Origin of the sequence: Psychromicrobium lacuslunae (genome assembly GCF_000950575.1) — a bacterium.
GTDB classification, from domain to species: domain Bacteria; phylum Actinomycetota; class Actinomycetes; order Actinomycetales; family Micrococcaceae; genus Renibacterium; species Renibacterium lacuslunae.
The window spans coordinates 892,604-912,097 of the sequence record NZ_CP011005.1; the positions used below are offsets into that span (position 1 = coordinate 892,604).

Here is a 19,494-nt window from a genome sequence, read left to right on the forward strand (position 1 = left end):
TCGCAAGGGTGCTGGGACAACAGAGGAGGAACAAGTGCTGAGTCGGATCGCCGAGTCACTGTTCTGGATTGGCCGTTATGTGGAGCGCGCCGACGGTACCGCACGTATCCTCGACGTGCACCTAGAACGGCTGAACCACTTGCCCGAAGATGAGCGTCGCAGCGTCGCCGAGGAACTGCTGGCGGTGATGGGTGCCCGGGTTGAGGGCGAAGAATTCGGTCTCAACGATCTTTTGCACGCACTGGCCTACGATCGGCAGAGTGCTACTTCGATCGCCGGTTCGCTCGGCGCCGCCCGGGAGAACGCTCGCCGGGCTAGGGAAACCGTGTCTTCAAGCCTGTGGGAAAGCCTGAACACCACTTATTACGGTCTCAATCAACACCGTAAGGACGTGGTTGGTACCTATCGTTTCTGCAATTGGGTGCTGGAGCGCACTGCGATGGTGCGTGGGCTGGCCGACACCACGGTGAGCCACGACGAATCCTGGCAGTTCCTGGTACTTGGTCGCTCGCTCGAGCGCGCCGATATGACCGCCCGGATGCTCTCCACCAGGGATGTGCTCTCCGGCGGGATTTCCTGGGTCAATATGCTGCGTAGCGCCGGGGCCTATGAGTCCTTTTTGCGCACCCAGCGGGTCTCCTTCAATGATCAGCACGCGGCTGAGTTCTTGCTGCTGGACCGGCTCTTTCCGCGCTCCATCGTCTACGCCTTGCGGGACGCCGATGAGTGTTTGGAAACCCTCGATCCTTCGGCGCAGCGGGTCGGTTTCATTAATGATGCCCGGCGTATTGTTGGCCAGGCCCGGACCTTCCTTGAATTCCACCGCACCGATGATCTGCTTTCAGAACTGCCGGAACATATGGAACGGGTGCAGCGGGCGGTGGCGCAGGCCTCGGATGCGATTTCGCGGAAGTATTTCAATCAGGCAGTTGATCTGGCCTGGGTGGGGGAGGTCTCATGAGTCGGCTGCGGATTGTGCACAGCACCGGGTACAGCTACAACAAGCGGGTTACGCTCTCGTACAACGAGGCGCGGATGACGCCGGTGACGGATTCACAGCAAGTGGTGCTGGAGTCCTTGGTAAAAGTGTCGCCTAGCCAGGCCGCTGTCAATACCTACCGGGATTACTGGGGGAGCCGGGTCACCGCCTTTGATATGCAGGCCCCACATGAGCACCTAGAGGTGACAGCGACCTCAACCGTCGAAGTGCATCGCAGCGGCCGAGTGGCCAGCGATGATGAAGTTTTGGGCTGGTCGGAGCTACGGTCCGAAAAAGTGACTGATGCGTTCAGCGACTGGCTGCCGCAGACTAGGTTGAGCAGCACCGGCGGTGAGGTCGAGGAACTGGTGCGAGACGCCGTTGCCGATCTTGACCCGCATCGTGCCGCAGCCACCGTTTTTGAGTGGATGCGTGGCGAGATGGAGTACGTCAAGGGTATTACCGGAGTGCACACCTCGGCGGAGGAAGCCTGGCTGGAACGCAAGGGCGTCTGCCAAGACTTGGCGCACGTTGGCATTGGCGCGCTGCGCTGCCTGGGCATTCCGGCGCGCTACGTCTCCGGTTACATTCATCCCAAGGCCGACGCCGTGATGGGCGAGGCGGTCTCCGGGCAGTCGCATGCCTGGCTGGAGTGGTGGGATGGTGAATGGCGTTCCTGGGACCCGACCAATCACAAGCCGGCCGGTGACCTGCACGTTTCGGTGGCCCGTGGCCGGGATTACCGCGATGTGCCACCGCTAAAGGGAATTCTCTCCGGGGGCGGCGGCTCGCAGCTCAAGGTGACAGTGGAGATTACTCAGTTGGTGTGAGGGACGATGAATAAATTTGGGGGCCCTGCCTTCGAACTGGCTGCCGGTATCGAGTGGGTGCGGGACTCACTTGAGTGGGGCGCCGGGATGAACACCGGCGGGAGCCTCGAACCCTTGGTGCTGAAGAAACTGGAGCTGTTCAGCGAAGCCACCCTGTTGGCCCCGCTGGTGCCAGCCGTCACGCCGGTGACCGAGCTGAACGCCTGGGGGCGAGAGTTTCCTAGTGCTGAGGGTCGTTCGATTGAAGCGTTGGCAATGACGTACCTCAGGGACCATGGGGTGCGAAGCATTGTGGTGGAGGATGAGATGGCTTCGCGAGGTGACTCGGACCTTGAGGAAGGCGGATCATTGTGCTTCGTCAACGATCGAGTGCTGCGTTGGGCCGCGTTGGAAGAAGTGAGTAGCGAAGTAACTCGTTTCCTCCAGCGGCACACTACTGGGTACCCGACGAATGTCTACTTTTGTCGGCTAGACGGCGCCGCGCTGGGTCTCGAGAACGGCAAAACCCTAAATCCAGCCGATCAGCAGCGGGTGGTCGATGCAATCTGCGCCATAGTAGTTTCGGTCTACGACGGTGATGCGTTCTTCATGCTTTCGACGGATTCGCTACGTCCGCTCGGAGACCTTTAATCGCCGAGTGTGCAGATCTACACGTTTTGGCGGAGGTTTAACGTGTAGATCTGCACACTCGGCGGAGATTGCTTGGCTTTGCCGGACTTAGCCCGCGGCAGAACGGCGTCGGGCAGAAAGCAGGACAGCGCCGACTCCGAGGACGATTAGGGCCAGACCCAGCAGAGCCGGGGCCGGATCGCTGCCGGTGTTGGCCAATTGCTCGGTGCTCGAGGCTGGTACCACAGCAGGCAGCGCCGGAGCCGCCGATTTCGTTGGGGCAATCGTCAAGGCAGGCGAAGCGGTGACAGTCAGCGGCAGATTGAGATGATCAGAGCCGCCTGCTCCGGCGGGCAGCCCTGCAGGCGCGCTGAAAAACCAAGTCAATCCAATGGTGTGCTTACCCGCATTAACTCCGGTTTGCTTGAACTGGTACAGCAAGTTCCGCTGGGCGTCCACCGTGGCCACTTGCGGGTTCTTACCGTCCAGAGTGATGGTGACTTTTGCCCCGACCGGGAAGAAGGTTCCTTGCACTGTGGTGCCAGCTGAAGCGAGTTCCGTACTGGAGATTGTTGACGGCGAAAGGCTCGCTCCGAAACTTGGAGTGACAACGAACCGGGCGACCGGCGAGAAGGCTCCGCTCTTGAACTGAATACCGCTCGTTCCGAGAAATCCGCTTGTTTTTAACAGGTAGGAGATATCCCCAGAAGCGTCCGACTGCACGGTGGCTAGAACATCTCCCGCATGCTCAGAGATCAGCGTTATAGCCCTATTGGCGGGGAAACCATGTCCGGTGATGTTCACACCTTTGAAAAATAGATCGGCTGCTGAAATAGTTCCCGGGTCAATAGAAACAACCGGATCTGCTGGCGTAGCACCAGTCACGGTAAGTTCGGCTGAAGCCTGATGACCGTAGCCGTCATCGAAAGTGACAGCATACGTGCCTGCGCCAACCTTGACGGGGAATTTCTCGCTGCTAAAGGCACCGCTTTCGTCGCAACTTGCATATCCGAATTGTTTGCCGGCTAGCGTAAAGCTTCCATTGCAATATTTTTCAAAGTTTTTTCCGGTAATGCTGATTCCATCCGCGGCCAGCTCGGTGGAACTTATCGTGGACTTACTGAGGGTGAGTTCGGCTCCGGCCAAGACAATGATGCTCACCTCCCCGTTAGGGCCGCCCTTCGTGGAGTTGAGGTTCACGAGGTGGGTGCCTGGGGACACATTGGACTTGGTGAAGGTGAAGCTCACCGTGCCGACATTGCCCACCTGCACGGTCTGGCCCACTGGCACCCCATCCAGCGCGATGTTCAAGACATCATCCGCCTGAAAGTAGCCTCCGGTAATTTCTGTGCCCTTGAGCCCTAAGTCATCGGTGCTCAAGGTAGCCGGGCTTGCTGACACGGTGATCTCTGCCGCTGCGTTAGCTGGAGCGCTGGTGGCGATCGGGATCGCCAAGCTTAAAAGCATCGCGACTAAAGCAGCCTTAGCAAGCGGCATGCTTCGAATGGACCGTACTGTCATTGTTGTGACCCCCGTCTTGATGATCGTTTCGTCATCAAGACGAGTACGAATCGATAGTGAAAAGCATTGATAGTCCCGAATTGCAGGACGGACAACGGCACCCCAGGGTGCTCGCTGTCAGCTGTTAATGTACAGCTTCAGTTGGTGCATGGATATCTCGCAAGATGGCCCGAACTAAAACTTCCAATTACTTCCAATAAAACTTCCAATATCAGCCGCGAGGAGAGACCGAAAATAACGTCACAGTGCGTCAAACTGGCCGCCTCGCAGGCTAGTTTCGGCTGGCTTTAATATTGTGACAAAGCTGTGCGCAAACTGTTGTTTAGTTAGAAATCTGGTTGTAAAGTTCCTCTCAGCTGTTCGCTCTTTTTTCACCAGATACGCGCTTTGGGGGATTCGTGCGCTCTTTTCCTGTGTCATCGCTTGCTCCGGTTGTTGCCGGGGCGCTTTTTCTCTCAGTCTTGATTGCCCCGCTAGCGGCGGCAGATAACCCACCGGCCGCTGCCGGCCCGAAGACCGAGTCACAAGCCGTAACCGAAGCGGTGTCCCAAGGCATTGACGTGGTGGCCGAGGCGGAGACCACGGCGACTGAACTAACGGTGGCACACCCCGACGGCACGGTGACCACGACTTTCGATAATGAGCCGGTGCGAATGCAGGCCTCTCCGGGTAGCAACTGGACGGATATTTCGACGGATTTGGTTACCAAGACAGTTGGCGGCGAGCAGGTCCTGGTCCCCGAGGCGGTGCCAGCCGCGATCACGCTGAGCAACGGCGGCACCGCCCAAATGTCCTCGGTGAGCGATAAGGAGGGCCACGTCATTGAGCAATCTTGGCCCTTCGGCACCCTGCCGGTGCCCACTGTTTCGGGAAATGTGGCCACCTATCCGCAAGTATTACCCGACGTCGACCTCGTTCAGGTGGCCGGTAAGACCGGGGTGAGCCAGGTGCTCAAGATCTATACCCCACAAGCAGCCAATGATCCCCGAGTAGTTGATATGCGGGTCTACCTGGACTCCCATAATGCTGCAGTTTCCAGTGATGGGCAGGGCGGTTTAAAGGCGACCGGTACCGATACCGGGCAGGTCGAGCTGTCCAGTTCGCACGGCCTGTGGTGGGACTCGAAGGATCCTTCCGCCTCAGCTCTCGACGCTGGTAATAACGCGCTGCCGCGGCCCTTTAGCTTGAATCTCACGACGCAGGGTGGCCAGCAGGTTCAGCGCTTCGATATGGCGGCTATCCTGGCCACGCCCAGCCTGAGCTACCCGTTGTACGTAGACCCGGATTGGTCGGTAGCCAGGAACGGCTATCTCTATGTGGATTCGGGGTATCCTTCGACGAACTACTGGAATGGGCAGTATCCCGGTGGTAGCACCGACGGCACCGGTCATGTTGGCTATTTACCGGTGGAGTGGGCTCCCGATGGCCAGTCCCATGTGACCCGAAGCTTCTATCAATTCAACACCACGCCGCTGTTTGGCAAACTGATTCTCGCGGCACGAGTGAATACCGTGGAGACCTGGTCCCCATCCTGCACCGCTCGGCCGGTGAGCGCTTGGCAGGTGGGCCAGGTCGGGGCGGGCACAACTTGGAATGCCCAGCCGGTGAAGTACGTGAAGCTCTCCACCCAGAATGTGGCGCATGGCAATAGCGCTAGTTGCCCGCAGGCGACTGTCGGTTTCGACCTGGGGGCTTCCAAGGGGGTGGTCGGCAGCAATAAGCAATTCACCATGGGGCTATACGCCGATAACGAGAGTGACTCGCTGGGCTGGAAGAAGTTCGCTAACGCAGCCACCTTGATTGTCACTTACGACACCCGACCGGTCACCCCGGTTACCTGGGGAATCACCGGAGGTGCTTGGTCAGGGACGCCAGGTACTCCGCCCTATGTGACGCGCTTTCGGAATCCGATTTTCTATGTGGATGCCTACGATCCCGATGGTAATAATGGCGGCACCATCGTGGTTACCATGGCGGTGAAGAACGCTGCAGGGACTGTAGTCTTCCAAGGTCCTCCGGGCACGCCGATTCCGGGCGAGGGCGGTCGGACGGCACAACAATCGCCATCGCTCGCGGATGGAAAATACACCCTGCTCGCCGAGGCCCGGGACCAGCAAGGCTTAGCGTCACCGTTGATGAGTTTCGCTTTCACCGTTGATACCACGGCCCCAAACCCGCCGATCGTCACTCCGATCACCGCTGCTTTCGATGCAAACCACCACGATCCGGACGGGGTGGTGGGAGCCACTGGGTATGACTTCAAAATTGCTAATCCGGGGAAGTATCCGGCGGATGGTTATGTCTACGCGGTGACCTCCGGGCCACCCACTTCGGCCTTCCCCGCGAGCTACAGCTGTGGCACTCGGACCCGGGAATACGTGGTGGTGTGCCCGGGGCAGGCTCCGGCGAGCATTCATCTCGCGGCGATAGACACCTCAACCACGATCACTGCTTGGACTTTCGATCAAGCCGGAAACGTCGGTCAGATCATTAAGGGTGCCGGATCCGCTTACACCTTCACGGTGGGTCACTTGGCGGAGATACCGCAGACGGTGCTTCCCACTTCGACAGTGGGTAACGCCAGTGTGGTAGACGTCGAACTGCAGGGCGGTAAACCAGTCGGAACAAGCTGCCAAGGCGGTCTGCCCGCGGATTCTCCAGCCTTGGAGAAAGCTCAGGCGCTTCAGTTCTCCGCTGCGGGTGATTACGCCAGCACGGTCGGATCGGCAGTGGATACCGCCAAGAGCTTCAGCGTTTCCGGCTGGTTCTGTTCAGTCGACCCCACTGCCAGTTCAGCTCAGTCGCTGATCACCCAGCAAGCGGGGGCTGGCTCGCCGGGGGCTGCGCTCAGGCTTTCCAGCAGCGGGCTGGCTGAACTCGCCACCTTCACTGGAGCGGCCGGAGCAGGCGCGGAAACGGTGCAGCACGCGAACGCGCTGAGCAGCAATAGGTGGTATTTCGTCTCAGCTGTTTACGACCAGATCAATCGACAGCTCAGGATCACGCTCACCACCGATGGTAAAACCAGTACCTGGACGGTGGCTACAACCGCCGATTCACATCGGAGCTCGGCAGCAAATCAACCGGTGCTCTTGGGTGCTGCGGGGACCTCCGGCACCGGTCAGCAGTTCATCGGACAGTTGTATCAACCGGTATTGAGCCAAGGAATTTTGAACCCTCAACAACTCAGCAGCACCCAATCAGCTTTCAACGGCCAGCTAGGAGTTCTGAAATGAAAGCATCATTAATGGCTTCGGGCTGGAAGACACCCTACCGGCTGATTATCGCGGGTTTGGCGGGAACCGCGATCCTCGCTGGCTCGGCTGGTCTTTTCGCACCGCCGCCCGTCAGCCAACCGTGGGCGGCCCCGACAGTGCCGGACATCCCCGCAGTGGCGGCCCAAGCTTGGTCTGATAACAGCGTTTCGACCCCGCCAAGCAACTATCCGACGAGCACCGGCGCTTCGGTGAGCGGCACCGAGCCCGCAGTGGTCACCAGGCCTTTCACTTCAACGACTATCGCTGCTTCGGGCCTATTTGGCGGGCTCAGGCCATTAGCCGCCCCACCCGCGGCAAATGACAAGGGCACGGGGGATTTCTCAGCAACACCCGGGGTGTCCTCGGGGTCTTGGGGTGGCGGGTCACAGACCGGCGGCTTCACCTGGAATTACCCCCTGACCGTCCGGCAAGCTCCCGCCGGTCCTAGTCCTTCGCTCGGTTTTTCTTATGACTCATCGCGGATTGACGGTTTGACTTCGGCAACGAATAATCAAGCCTCGGTAGTCGGCGACGGTTGGGGCCTGGGCGGTGCAGGCAGCATTCGGCAGACCTTCGCGACCTGCGCAGATCAAGGGATCACCGGTTCTTATGACCTTTGCGGTTCCCCAGCGGGGCAGACGCTGACAGTCTCCTTTGGCGGTCGTTCCGGGCAGCTTATTAAGGATGCCGCAAGCGGTATTTATAAACTGCAAAATGACGACAACACCAAGGTCGAATATCTGAGTGTCGCGGGCGTCAACGGTACATATGATGGCGGTCATTGGCGCCTGACCGATACCGACGGCACGCAATATTACTTCGGGCTAAATAAGCTCCCTGGCTGGGTCGCCGGGAAAGCGACAACCAATTCCGTTGACACCGTGACGGTAGGTGCCGCTAAGAATACCCAGCCCTGCTGGAACGCGAGCTTTGCGGCCTCGCTATGTAACCAGGCTTATGCCTGGAACCTTGACTATGTGGTGGACCTGCACGGTAATAGCGAGGCGTTCTACTACACCCAAGACACCAATAATTACAAGGCTCAGGCCGGTAGCGGGGCGGTGAAAAACTACGTTCGGGCCTCCCGACTCATCAAGGTCGACTATGGAATGCGTTCGGGGCGCGAGCTATTGGATACGGCTCCACTCCACGTAGTCTTTGACTACGCGCCACGTTGCACTGGGACGAACTGTGCCACAGTCGATGTTCCGAGTAATTTCAACTGCGCGGCCTCACCCTTGTGCAGCGCCTATTCGCCGACCTTCTACACCGATCAGATGCTGACGAAAGTCCGGGCTGAAACCCTGGTCGCTGGAGTGTATACCGGTGCCGACTCCTGGAACTTAAAGCATTCTTATCCGAACCCGGGCGACGGTAGCAAACCAGCATTGTGGCTGGGGTCCATTGACCACCAAGGGGTCGATCCAAAGGCAGCTACGGCGGGGACAATCTCGGATCCGGCGACGGTTTTCAGCGGCCAGACACTGCAGAACCGAGTCTGGGTCGTTGACGGTTTAGCACCACTGGACCGTTACCGGATTTCTGCAATCAAGACGGTCACCGGTGCCTCTATCGCGGTCACCTATACCGCAGCGGAATGTACGCCAACGAATCTGCCAGCTAGCCCGCAATCGAACACCAAGCGCTGCTTCCCGCAATGGTGGGCACCGACGACGCCGATTGCTCAACCGGCGCGAATGGATTATTTCCACATTTACCCGGTGGCGAGTGTCTCCAGCAGCCCGGGCCCAGGCGCTGATGGTTCAACGCAATTAGTGACGAAATACCAGTATTTGGGCACGCCAGCTTACAAATACGCGGCGGCGAAATATGTGCCTGGCAGCGGTGGCTCACAGCTGAGCTGGTCAGTTTTCGCCGGTTACGGCCAAGTCAAAACCATCATTGGCAACGAACTGAATAACGCCAACCCCTCAAGCGTGACGACCTATTTGCGTGGCCTCGATGGTACCCCGGCCGATACCACCGGTGCCTTGAAAGATGTCAAGGTGACGGTATCCAACGGCTCAGCGATTGACGATTCTCCGTGGCTGGCAGGCCTGAGCGTGGAGTCCCAGAACTTCCTCGGCACCGGCTCAACGGTGCTTTCATCGAGTATTAGTCTGCCCTGGGCTTCTGCGCCGACGGCGACCGGTAGCCAGGCGACAAATGCGGCGCAGGCGAGGCATATCGCCGTTGGCACCACGATCGCAAAAAAGGCATCCGGCCAGGGCGGCAGCGGCTGGCTGGAGTCGAAGACCACCAACAGCTTCGATTCCTACGGCCGGATTAGCGCGACCTCCTCAACCGGAAACACCGCTGTGAGCGGTGACGAATCCTGCTCGGTGACAACTTTTGCTGATAACACGACGAAGAACATCCTCGGGCTGACCGCAGTCAGTTCAAGTTATGCGAACGAATGCTCTAACGGTGCGCCAAACGGTGATCTACTCAAGTCCAGCCGGAACCTTTACGACGGTAATAGTTCAGCGGTGCCGGGTAGCTCGGGCTACACAGCGCCGACCAAGGGCGAGGCCACCCGCACCGACCAAGCCAAATCGGTGAGCGGCAACAGCGCGGGCGACTGGCAACAGGGCGCAACTACGAGCTACGACGCCCTAGGTCGACCGACTACCTCGACGGATAACAACACCGGCACGGCTAGAACCACCAGCATTGCCTATACTCCGTCGGCTGGCCTTCCAACTTCGATTTCCGCAACGAATCCGCTTGGCTGGGTAACTAGTGTCAGCCTTGACCCGGTGCGTGGGAAGACGCTCACCCAGACGGATGAGAACGGAAACTCCAGCACTTTCCGTTATGACGCCTCGGGACGCCCCACTGCGATGTGGGATCCGCTGCGGCCCATAGCCAGCAATCCGGACCCTTCGGTGGCAACCAGTTACAGCGTCAGCCAGAGTGCGCCCTCCTGGGTCAAGTCAGTGAAACAGAACTCAACCAAGGTCACCTCCTTCGCGATCTACGACGGTCTGGGTCGACTGCGGCAGACCCAGGCACAGTCGCCAGGTGGCGGCACCATCGCTACCGATACGATGTATAACTCACTTGGTTCGGTGCGGTTTGAACGGAATAAGTACTACCTTTCCGCCGAGCCCAATGGGACCCTGCAGATTCCCACTGCGGCGGTGCCCTCGGCCACCGAGTACGCTTACGACGCGGCTGGCCGGCCGACCAAGCTGACCGCTCTTAAATGGGACAACCAGGTGCTCTGGTCAACCCAGCTCAGCTACGCGGGTAACGACACAGTGACCGCAACCGGTCCAGGTGCCCAAGCCGCACAGACCGTGGTGAAGGACTTCAACGGCTCGGTAATCAAGCGGTTGCAGTACCACGGCACCACCGCCAGCGGAACGGTAGATACCACCAGCTACACTTTTGATCGCTTCAAAGCATTGATCGGTATGAAGGACGCAGCCGGAAACCAGTGGTCGTGGAACTATGATCCGCTGGGCAGGCAGACGCTCGCCAAAGATCCTGACTCTGGTGATACCACCACCAGCTATGACAATGCCGGGCGGGTGGCTACCGTTACCGACGCGCTGGGCGCGGTGACGAGTGTCGATTACGATCAGCTCGACCGACCGACAGCAGTCAAGATCGCTGCGGCTGGCGGAACGGCGAAGACGATCTCCAGCAGTGTCTATGACGGCGAGAAGAAGGGACAGCTGACTTCAAGCACGAGGTTCAATGGCCCGGACTTTGATCAACCGGTCAAGACGAGCTACTCCTCTTATACGGCTGATTATCAGCCGCGTTCCGTGACCACCGAATTCCCGCAGGCGCTCGGCGCCTTCGCTGGTAGCCATCAAATTCTTGGCTCATACACCCCGACTGGGAAACTAGCCCAGCAGAAGACTCCGGCTTTCGGCGGGATGGCTGAGGAATTGCTCGGCTTTGGTTACGACGATTGGGATCATCCGACTTCGGTTTCGGACGGTCCGGGAAACACTATCGCGGGGAATACCCAATACGACCACCTCGGCAATATAAAGATCTACTCCCAATACGACCTTGGTTATGTTTATGGCAAGCCTGACTCGATTGGGAATACTGACAACCTCTATAACTGGGATGCCACCACAGGGCGGCTAGAGTCGCAGTGGGCGAATAACAACCTGAATGGCACACTCACTGACCTTGGCAAGGTTTCCTACACCTACAACGAGGCTGGTCAGCTGACTGCACGGGAGACCGCGTTCGCCGCGCGCAGCGGTAGTCCGAACGATTTCCAGTGCTACAGCTACGATTACGCGGGGCATCTCGGTGCGGTCTGGACTCCAGCTTCGAAAGCCTGCAGCAGTGCGCCGACTTCGGCGAGTACGAGTGTTGCTGGTCTGGGCGGCGTAGCGCCATACGCACAGACCTACTCCTACAACCTTGCCGGCGACCGATCCCAAGTGAAGCGTTTCGATGCCGCTGGTGCACTGGCGGTAACCGAGGACTACAGCTACCCGGCGGCGGGCAGCCCGGGGGTTCATCGTCTGCAAAGCGTGAAGTCTACTAGCTCGGCAGGGCAGAGCACTGCTTCCTTCGGATGGGATGCCGCTGGCAGGATGACCAATCGCGCGGGGCAGACACTGGGTTACACCCTCGATGGTCTACTGAGTTCGAGCAGTGGGGTCAGCAGTGTCTCCGCTAACCCCAACCCGAATAGTTCTGGCGGTACACCACCAGCGCCGACAACCGGCAGCGGAGCCGAAAATGGTAATCGCTATTACGATGCCGACGGTAACCTGGTTGGCATTGTCGACGGCTCAGGAACCACCGCAATTCTGGGAAACATCACGGCGCATGCAACTCCTCCGGGCATCAAAACGGCAACGAAGACCTACACTTTCGCGGGCAAGACGGTGGGGCAGAGGGTGACCTCGGCTGGGGTGACGAAGCTTTCCTTCCTGATTGGTGACAGCGTCAACACTAGCCAGACGATCCTGAACCAGGGCGTGGGGATGGGTCCGGCAAATGTTGTGACTCGGTTTACTGATCCTTATGGCTTGGCTCGTAGTGCGTCCAGGACAGGCACCGGAAATGCCGCTTTCGTCGCGGCTGCACCGGGGTTGCTCGGTAAGGGGTCGAATGCGGGTAACCCGGGCGGCTTTGGGGCGGTCAATGGGTATATCAGTGGCCTTGCTGATACCGGTTCAGATCTGACGCATTTGGGCGCGCGCGATCTGGATCCGGTACTAGGGGTGTTCACTAGTCCGGATCCGGTATTGAAGACGAACACACCGAATCAATTCGGACCCTATACCTATGCCGAAGGCGATCCAGTGAATGGGTCTGACCCGAGCGGGTTGCTGCTGAGTAGCTCTCGGAATATGTACGACGGTGGAGGCAGAGGAACCGCAACTGGGTCGATGAGCGAGGTTGTTGGGGCTGTGTTCGGCTTTATTCTTACCTCCTTCACTCCAGTTGAAGTGAATAAAGCCCCTGCTGCGGCAGGAAGTAGCAGAGGCATATATAGCCCTGATCACGGGTTCAATTCCTCTGCTGCATACACGTACTGCAATGGGGCGGGTAGCGGAACCGCAGGCTGCGCGCCGTTTTATCTTCCTGGGCAGAGTGCAAGTTTCGGGGGACCTGGAGGTTCAGCTTCGCCACATGGGAACCAACTTCCGGCGGCTCCATACTACGGTAATGGTGGAGGTAGCGGTGGCTATGGTGGTTCTGGCTGGGGCTATAGTAGCGTGGGAGCCCCAGCCAACACTGCGGCGACGGCTGCTGCTGCCGCAGCCGCGCACACCGCGATGCTGCAGGTTCAGAACGCGCAGATGCATGCTGCGAGCGAAGCGGCAACGCAGAAGATTGGGAAGGAAAACCAAGCCGAGGCAGCGACAAGTACTGGTGGCGGCAGCGGGGCGAACCAGCCACCGGCTAAGACCGGCTTTGCCGATGCCGGTGATGACGACGAAGAAGGACTGTCAGATGGGGCCCGGATAATTCAGCGGCTAGCTCGGGATATAGCTGGGAAGGGTGCAGATTGGTTAAACTCAAGAATGACGCAGAGAATGCGGCGTGCCGCCGACATTTTAGAATGGCTTCGCCCATTGTTCAAGGGAACGACGGTTCACAATGAGGTTTCTGCGGAACTGAACCAACTATTCCCTGGACGTTTCGCATACTCAACAAATGGCCCCGACTTTTTTGACCTCGCCACTGGAGAATATATTGAGTTGACCACACCAGGATCGGTTGCGAGCCATTTGCTAAGACCAGGATATAGTGGAGTGACGGTAGTCACTTATACCTTGCCCTGATCGGGAAGAGAGAGAATGAATAGCGAGAACCCCGAAAATTACAAATTTCAGACCAACTTAATATTGCGTAAAAATTTGTATAAAGATATCGACTTTTCCGAGACTAGCGAGAAGGGGATAGTTTCAATCGAAAGTAGGTTTGAAAGGTGTAAATTTACAAATCTACGATTGAAAAGTTTTAGCTTTGCTTCGGGGATGGGTCTATCAGAGTATAATGATTGCATTTTTGATAATTCGGATCTGGGTCGGACCACGGGTGGGCTGATGCGGTTTTCGAGATGTAGTTTTCAAAATACAAAAATGACCGATCTGCAAGCAAGAACCGCTGACTTTTTGGACTGCGTATTTACCGGAAAACTTGATCAAGTCACGTTTTTTGGCAAATCAGATATTGATGATCCGTTAAGTCCATTACGTCAAAATGAGGTAGCAGGTAATGACTTCTCTAATGCCGATATTGGTGATATAAACTTTCTCGCGGGGGTTAAATTGGAGGCACAGAAACTTCCGAGGGGCGGTGATTATATGGTCATCAATAACGCGGAATCAGTGTTGAATAAGGCAAGGTTTGATGCACTGAGGATGAATAATACAGACCGTGGACTAGAAATAATTAAGACGATTGATGTATTTAGTGAAGTAGTTGCGGGAGGGCAAGCGGACATATTTGTCTCAAAAAGAAGAGTTCCTAATTACTTGAAGAGTACATTTGATGACTTCTTTGACTTTATGCTACCTTACTTGAGTCATAAATTTGGTAGTGCTTAGTGAGAAATTTGTTTTAGTAATTTCTACAGGCTGGTCCTGCAGTAGAGATGCTCCTGCGGGGAAATTATATCGCATAATTTCTTTAGTTCTCGGAGGAATGCAAGACTTTGATCCCTCGTATTTCGGATTTCATTTATTGACAACCAATCGTCTAAAATGTCTCCTGAATCTCTAAAGGAGAAACTTTTCATAGTTTCAACGAAATTATCACTAAGCTTAACTACGAAAGATTCTCCGTTGCTTGAGCGGATTAAAAGCTCCAACCACTCATTAGACTTCAGTAAGGTCTCCAGCGTCTCTCCGGCGAGTAAAGAATATAAGCTCCCAATAGCTAGCGCGGGGTCCATCGAGTCAGGTGCATTGATAGCTGGCTTGCCCAACACAGGCACCTTGACTAGATCAATCGCTGAAGCCGCTTCATCATTGTTGTTCGCGATAAAGTATTCAATAATATTCCCCATGAACGCGAGCATCCTCCCAGATGAATTCAACTTATGGCGGAGAGGCCTAAAATCATCTTTTTTGCTACCCGCCGAGGTAACGAAAACTTCTCCCACGTCGCGTCGTTGCCTTATTCGACGAAACTGCTTCGAACCTAGTAAAAGCTACCAGGTAGCGGTTGTTTAGATTGTGACCCTTGGAGCCATCCTACTGGCTTAGAAGCTCCAGGCGCACGTCGTTGACAAGCGGCAGGCAGAGCATTTTAAACCTGAGTCAAGCCAGGCTTGCTATGCCGCAACCGGTGTGCAGCACTAGATCCTGCGAAGACTCTTCCGGACGAGTTGGGGACGTCGAACCAGAAGGATGAAGCGTGAGTCTGGAGTTCAGTACCATTATCTGAGATATTGGGGGAACTAAGAAATCCAGAGCAAGGTTTGAACTCAGATCTCGACCGCGCACCCCGGTGCTTCCCCAATATGACTTGAGATCTCCAATCGGGTACGGTACTGGGATTCTAGAGATGGAATAATCTTGCACAAAGAGTAGACCATACTGAGAATAGGATTTCTAATGGTTTTTCCGATTGATCTTGAACTTGGCCTGCCGTGGATACGGGGTTCGTTGGTGGGTGGATTGCGGCTGGCTAAGGAGGTTGCGAGTTGTTTAGAAAATTTTAGCTATCTGAACATCCTAGGAAGAATGCCTGAAAAATTTCAGGACAACAAGATTGACTTTGGTACGGCTCATGGACTTGGTGGTTGGCTAGCTCAGGTCGAAGATCTATTTAATTCTCTGTCACAGCGAGGAAATTACCTGCTCGTCGTCGAGGATGAGTTTTTCGATCGAGGAGACTGGGAAGGTGATAAGCCAAATTTTGTCGGAGGAAAGTCGTATATTTACAACGATGTTTTTTGGTGGATAGACATCAACTTTGATGTTCATTCTGCGGCAAGCTAATAATGGCCGCATCGTCTGGATATCCTCTTAATGCCTTTATAGTTAAAAGAAGCTCTCCGGATTTAGAGCCAGTCCCCGAAGGGAATATCTCGGAGATTCAAATAGCCCTGATCGTTGATTCAGTTTGGGGAGTAATGGTCGCGGCTTTCGACGGAGACGGTATTTTATTGCTCTCTAAGGACGGCATCAACTAGAGATTGGGTCGTCCTGGAGGGAAATTTATAACAAAGGCCAAGATGCTTCGATTGCGTATTGAGTGAGGTGGGTACGTGGTTCGATTGTTTATTACGAATTATGCACGCTTATGTGGTCGCGCCTGCCGCGAGGGGACAGGATGAGTCCGCTTTGTACTCAAAACTTCCACACAAATCGGAATGAGGAAAGTCATAAACGGTGGCGAGGCTGGTGCTCCAAGGCGCTCGTTGTCCACGGAGCTTGGGATGGAACGAAAATGAGGCCAACGGATGGGGTTACTGGATTTGTGAAGATATTCTAGGGATGAGATGTTCAAAAGAAGCGAAATTGATTTGATTAGAAGGTGCGTTTTCGAACTTCGAGAGCGCCTTCCTGATCTGGAAATCTTGGTTAGAATCGGATTTTCGGTAAAAAGTATCGATAGCGCGATAGTCGCCTTAGATCAACATGGAGAATTCAGCCAAAAAGATCCTGTCGAGTTAGCTCGATGGAATCTCAAAGTTTATCTAAACTCGATAAACGAGATTGCAAATTTAATATGGGAGGATTCGTATGTCGAAAAACTTCAGACGACGCGCAAGGAGTTGAACGATTTGTGGGATAAGATTGATGGAATATTGAAAGCTGGTTAGATGCGTGAGCTAATCCGAATCATCACAATTTCGAAAGAGTTTCGATGCCCAAAGTCAAGATATCTTGGTTGTCTAAAGAACAAGGTGGTCGCGTAAGCGGACCTCCTGTGGGTGCACGCTACAGCTGTACGATAGTTTTTTGCGACGAAGATGAGCATCCAGAAGAAGGTGCTCAACACCATAGCGCTGTCTTAGAGCTCGCTCATACGCAAATTATCAGCTGTGTGGCTGAAGTGAGGTTTCTTGTCCCCAGGAACGTCGAAGGATTCATGCGCGTTGCTTCAGTTCTGCAGCTCATGGAGGGTCCTAGGGTGGTTGGGATTGGTGAAATTGATCAGTTATGACCATCGTAGAAATTTGTATGAGCATCTCTTAGTCTTTCACTGGATTGCCTCGGATCTAAGATTTTTCAGAGCAGCTCCACTTTCCTCATCTAACTAGGGGTGATCAGTGGCTCACTCTGATCCTCTATATGGCGAGAATCGCGGATCTAGGAGTGATAAATTCGCTTGCTTTCGGCTCCTTCTCCTGGGATGTAGTTATTGAAGGGGGAGATGATCTGGGTGATCTTCAGCGTGAACTTGATGGAGCTATCGCAATAGGAATCGAGTATTCCGACTACCTGGACTACCTAGATTTAGGCGAAGTCCCTCCCTTCCTATTGGCAGACCTGGAGACTCGCGGAAACCAAGTCGTCAAAGAAGTTCTCGAAAGCTTCGACTGGCCACAGGGAGAGGTGCTGGATTCTGTGCTGAAGTCAGAGTTCGAACGCATGCTAGCTCCGTTACTCAAGTGGTTCCGGTAACTATGAGAAATCTGCCATTGTCGCTCGCCTAAGTCTGCAATGCGATCTGCTCAGGCTTACACTGATCTCGAGGCGAACAGGATAGAGAGCTGATCACGAAGCTATAGGGATTCATCCGGTTGGCCAAACTGGTATCGAGGTCGGATTTTTGGGACCCTTGTGGCTCAGCAATCTCAACTAAGGGGGAATCGATGGATGAAAAGGCTTCAATTGGTGGCCTACTTCGAACCATACTAGGGATCTTTGGTGATGATGCGCTGATCCGCCAAGCAGCAGAATTTACTATCGGTTCGCACCAAACCGGGTTTGTCGTTGAGCTGTTTCCCTCGGATACATCGCTCAAGTCGACAGTCGAGAATGGTCCGATTCCCGGTCGATACTTCTTCCTCGCTAGTGATGGTTCGGTGGAGGGCGAGGTGATAATTTTTGTGGCACAAGGCGTATTAAGCTTCATCGAATATGCTTCATGCCCGGATCAGGAGCCAGACGAATGGCCAGAACCCTCCCAGCTCGTGCTTGGAGATTCTGACGGCTTGGCGCTGGAATGATTCCGACCCAGGTTCGGAATCGGTAGGAGAACAAGTGTTCATCGAAGTTTGCACCGCGGCAATGTCCCGGCTCAGACGTCAAGCCGAGCCACTGATTCAAGCCGGCAATACGGATCCTCTTATTCAAGAGCAGATGCGGGAGCCGCTGGTTATTGATGATGGTCTACTGTATTTTGAGGACGAAATTCGGAGCGTCGGCCGGAGCACGATTGAGATGATGAGCTATCTCGTAGATCGCGAGGGGTTCGTCAACAAGCTCCCCCTTAATTGGCTACTCACTGACCCGAACGATGGCAAAGGAAAACCCACTGAGTCTGATTTCGAGGCTTTTGGTATCCGCTGCGTTGCGCAAGGCGTCCTGCTTGCCCGCCGCGTCTTGATTTCCGCAAAGCGGGTCACCCAACAACCCCAGATCGCCTACATCACCTTGGACTTTGGCGATGGGGACTATGAGCCTTGGTATCCTAGCGCCACTTTCAGATTCACTGCCTACCGCTTTGGCTTAGCTCCAGGTGGCGAGTGGACCACCATCGATCCGGCAGATAATCATTCGCACGTCATGTCCATTCGACTTGAAAAGGATTAGGTTCTGGAGAGGTGATGGAGCAGCTACAACCAGAGCTTGCTCATGAACCTTCTTCCTTGAGATACATCTATTCGGATGGCTGGTTCTTAGACTTGGACGGGCAGTGTGTGATCTTGAGCGTGAACTTTGACGAGAACGACAGACTCTTCGAACTAGATAGCTGGAAGATGGATTCAAACCCATTGCTCAGATTCCCGACTATCCTGAGCGAGATTCACCTTGGCGAGACCACTGATATCCAGGATGCGGCGCAGCCTTGAAATCAATTGCGGAGAGCAGCTCAGGGATGCCAGTCAATGGTTTCAAGAACTTCTGATGCCCGGATCTTCGCTATCATCGCGGCACTCCCGAAAACCTTAGTACCGTTCAGGTCACGATCCGTCCAGACAAGCCAGGAACGATCCTCGGGCCACCAGAATTCCGGAGTGCAGTAGTTTTCGGCTGGAGTGAGCATATCGGGGAGTAGCTGTTCAAGCTCGAAGCTGAACCCCATTTGAGGGCCGTACTGAGAGTTGGAATCCGCACCCATATAAGTATGGATATCAGCGAACGAGAAAGTCCCCCAAGCCCGCTTAGCCTCGGTGTGTTCCAGCGCGATCTCAAGTAACGCCGTCAGATCATATTCATCTAGCGTGTCTTCGCTGACCGAATAAGTCTCATCGTCGGTACCGTTCAATTTCGGATCGTACATCGGGCCCTGATTCCATAACAAGATTCCGTTCCATCGGAAACAAGGTGGTACCTCTGTTCCGTCGAAAATTCCTGCTTGGAGGGTTTCGCCCTTTTTCTTGGCATGTTCGTGCCACCGGACACGCCTCCAGTCCTCGGGTGGGCGAGGTTTAAAGTTACCAAATTTAGGTTCTCCAAACGGCTCGCTTTTGGCGTCGGACGGTCGATAAAACTGACTGTGTAGTATCCAGGTGCTATCCGAAAATTCTGCGGGCAGGGCAGCCCGCTCAGGAGCCAGCCTTACTTCAGGATCGAGCCACGACATTAACGATGCGAACGGACTCTCCCACCGCCAGCCTGGCGGTAGCTTTCGAAGATTCTGATCAACCATGACCGAAATCTATCATTGGCACCGATCGTAT

14 protein-coding genes are annotated in these 19,494 nt (G+C 55.3%); 11 read left to right on the forward strand and 3 right to left on the reverse strand.

The window, feature by feature from the left end:
* Window positions 1-34 precede the first annotated feature (34 nt).
* From UM93_RS04130 to UM93_RS04140, 3 genes are read left to right on the forward strand one after another with little or no spacing between them, the layout of a single operon-like run.
* The gene (locus UM93_RS04130) at window positions 35-961 is read left to right on the forward strand and encodes an alpha-E domain-containing protein (protein ID WP_045073843.1); all 927 of its coding nucleotides are present in this window, start codon (window positions 35-37) and stop codon (window positions 959-961) included.
* Window positions 958-1,809, forward strand: coding sequence for a transglutaminase family protein (locus UM93_RS04135; RefSeq protein ID WP_045073844.1), 852 nt, complete (start codon window positions 958-960; stop codon window positions 1,807-1,809). Before UM93_RS04130 ends, UM93_RS04135 begins: the two co-directional genes overlap by 4 nt.
* A 6-nt stretch (window positions 1,810-1,815) precedes the next feature.
* Window positions 1,816-2,439, forward strand: a complete 624-nt coding sequence (locus UM93_RS04140) for a hypothetical protein (RefSeq protein ID WP_045073846.1) — start codon at window positions 1,816-1,818, stop codon at window positions 2,437-2,439.
* 87 nt (window positions 2,440-2,526) lie between these two features.
* On the opposite strand, the gene UM93_RS04145 is transcribed toward UM93_RS04140, so the two are convergent.
* A complete protein-coding gene (locus tag UM93_RS04145) occupies window positions 2,527-3,939 on the reverse strand; it encodes an LPXTG cell wall anchor domain-containing protein (RefSeq protein WP_157874091.1) in 1,413 nt (470 codons plus the stop codon).
* A 413-nt stretch (window positions 3,940-4,352) separates the two neighbouring features.
* Between UM93_RS04145 and UM93_RS04150 the strand changes: the two genes are divergently transcribed.
* The 3 genes from UM93_RS04150 to UM93_RS17660 all read left to right on the forward strand — a co-directional run bounded on the left by UM93_RS04150 (window position 4,353) and on the right by UM93_RS17660 (window position 14,239).
* Window positions 4,353-7,175, forward strand: a complete 2,823-nt coding sequence (locus UM93_RS04150) for a LamG-like jellyroll fold domain-containing protein (RefSeq protein ID WP_045073849.1) — start codon at window positions 4,353-4,355, stop codon at window positions 7,173-7,175.
* The gene (locus tag UM93_RS04155) at window positions 7,172-13,471 is read left to right on the forward strand and encodes an RHS repeat domain-containing protein (RefSeq protein ID WP_045073851.1); all 6,300 of its coding nucleotides are present in this window, start codon (window positions 7,172-7,174) and stop codon (window positions 13,469-13,471) included. The genes UM93_RS04150 and UM93_RS04155 overlap by 4 nt, the downstream gene beginning before the upstream one ends.
* A 300-nt stretch (window positions 13,472-13,771) precedes the next feature.
* Window positions 13,772-14,239 carry a hypothetical protein gene (locus tag UM93_RS17660; RefSeq protein ID WP_157874092.1) on the forward strand — a complete coding sequence of 156 codons (468 nt, stop codon included), beginning with the start codon at window positions 13,772-13,774 and terminating at the stop codon, window positions 14,237-14,239.
* Between the two features lie 23 nt (window positions 14,240-14,262).
* Here UM93_RS17660 and UM93_RS04165 read toward each other — a convergent pair whose 3' ends face one another.
* Window positions 14,263-14,700 (reverse strand): hypothetical protein, encoded by a 438-nt coding sequence (locus tag UM93_RS04165; protein WP_157874093.1) that lies wholly within the window; start codon window positions 14,698-14,700, stop codon window positions 14,263-14,265.
* Between the two features lie 550 nt (window positions 14,701-15,250).
* On the opposite strand from UM93_RS04165, the gene UM93_RS04170 reads away from it, so the two are divergent.
* The 5 genes from UM93_RS04170 (at window position 15,251) to UM93_RS04200 (ending at window position 18,663) form a co-directional block, all read left to right on the forward strand.
* Window positions 15,251-15,637 (forward strand): hypothetical protein, encoded by a 387-nt coding sequence (locus tag UM93_RS04170; protein WP_045073860.1) that lies wholly within the window; start codon window positions 15,251-15,253, stop codon window positions 15,635-15,637.
* Window positions 15,638-16,936: 1,299 nt separating this feature from the next.
* Window positions 16,937-17,269 carry a hypothetical protein gene (locus UM93_RS04185; protein WP_157874094.1) on the forward strand — a complete coding sequence of 111 codons (333 nt, stop codon included), beginning with the start codon at window positions 16,937-16,939 and terminating at the stop codon, window positions 17,267-17,269.
* A 191-nt stretch (window positions 17,270-17,460) separates the two neighbouring features.
* Complete coding sequence (locus UM93_RS04190; RefSeq protein ID WP_045073866.1) at window positions 17,461-17,817, forward strand: hypothetical protein; 357 nt, start codon at window positions 17,461-17,463, stop codon at window positions 17,815-17,817.
* A gap of 34 nt (window positions 17,818-17,851) precedes the next feature.
* The gene (locus tag UM93_RS04195) at window positions 17,852-18,403 is read left to right on the forward strand and encodes a hypothetical protein (protein ID WP_045073868.1); all 552 of its coding nucleotides are present in this window, start codon (window positions 17,852-17,854) and stop codon (window positions 18,401-18,403) included.
* A gap of 14 nt (window positions 18,404-18,417) precedes the next feature.
* Window positions 18,418-18,663: a DUF6984 family protein gene (locus UM93_RS04200; RefSeq protein ID WP_052663618.1), complete on the forward strand. Its 246-nt coding sequence runs from the start codon at window positions 18,418-18,420 to the stop codon at window positions 18,661-18,663.
* 20 nt (window positions 18,664-18,683) lie between these two features.
* Here UM93_RS04200 and UM93_RS17665 read toward each other — a convergent pair whose 3' ends face one another.
* On the reverse strand, window positions 18,684-19,463 hold the full coding sequence (locus UM93_RS17665) for a hypothetical protein (RefSeq protein WP_157874095.1): 780 nt from the start codon (window positions 19,461-19,463) through the stop codon (window positions 18,684-18,686).
* Window positions 19,464-19,494: the final 31 nt, after the last annotated feature.

Coding starts and splice junctions, on each gene's coding strand:
- UM93_RS04200 (WP_052663618.1), top strand. CDS start 18,418: ATGGAGCAGCTACAACCAGAGCTTGCTCATGAACCTTCTTCCTTGAGA.
- UM93_RS04155 (WP_045073851.1), top strand. CDS start 7,172: ATGAAAGCATCATTAATGGCTTCGGGCTGGAAGACACCCTACCGGCTG.
- UM93_RS04135 (WP_045073844.1), top strand. CDS start 958: ATGAGTCGGCTGCGGATTGTGCACAGCACCGGGTACAGCTACAACAAG.
- UM93_RS17665 (WP_157874095.1), bottom strand. CDS start 19,463: ATGGTTGATCAGAATCTTCGAAAGCTACCGCCAGGCTGGCGGTGGGAG.
- UM93_RS17660 (WP_157874092.1), top strand. CDS start 13,772: ATGACCGATCTGCAAGCAAGAACCGCTGACTTTTTGGACTGCGTATTT.
- UM93_RS04140 (WP_045073846.1), top strand. CDS start 1,816: ATGAATAAATTTGGGGGCCCTGCCTTCGAACTGGCTGCCGGTATCGAG.
- UM93_RS04165 (WP_157874093.1), bottom strand. CDS start 14,700: ATGGGGAATATTATTGAATACTTTATCGCGAACAACAATGATGAAGCG.
- UM93_RS04170 (WP_045073860.1), top strand. CDS start 15,251: ATGGTTTTTCCGATTGATCTTGAACTTGGCCTGCCGTGGATACGGGGT.
- UM93_RS04185 (WP_157874094.1), top strand. CDS start 16,937: ATGGCGAGAATCGCGGATCTAGGAGTGATAAATTCGCTTGCTTTCGGC.
- UM93_RS04190 (WP_045073866.1), top strand. CDS start 17,461: ATGGATGAAAAGGCTTCAATTGGTGGCCTACTTCGAACCATACTAGGG.
- UM93_RS04145 (WP_157874091.1), bottom strand. CDS start 3,939: ATGACAGTACGGTCCATTCGAAGCATGCCGCTTGCTAAGGCTGCTTTA.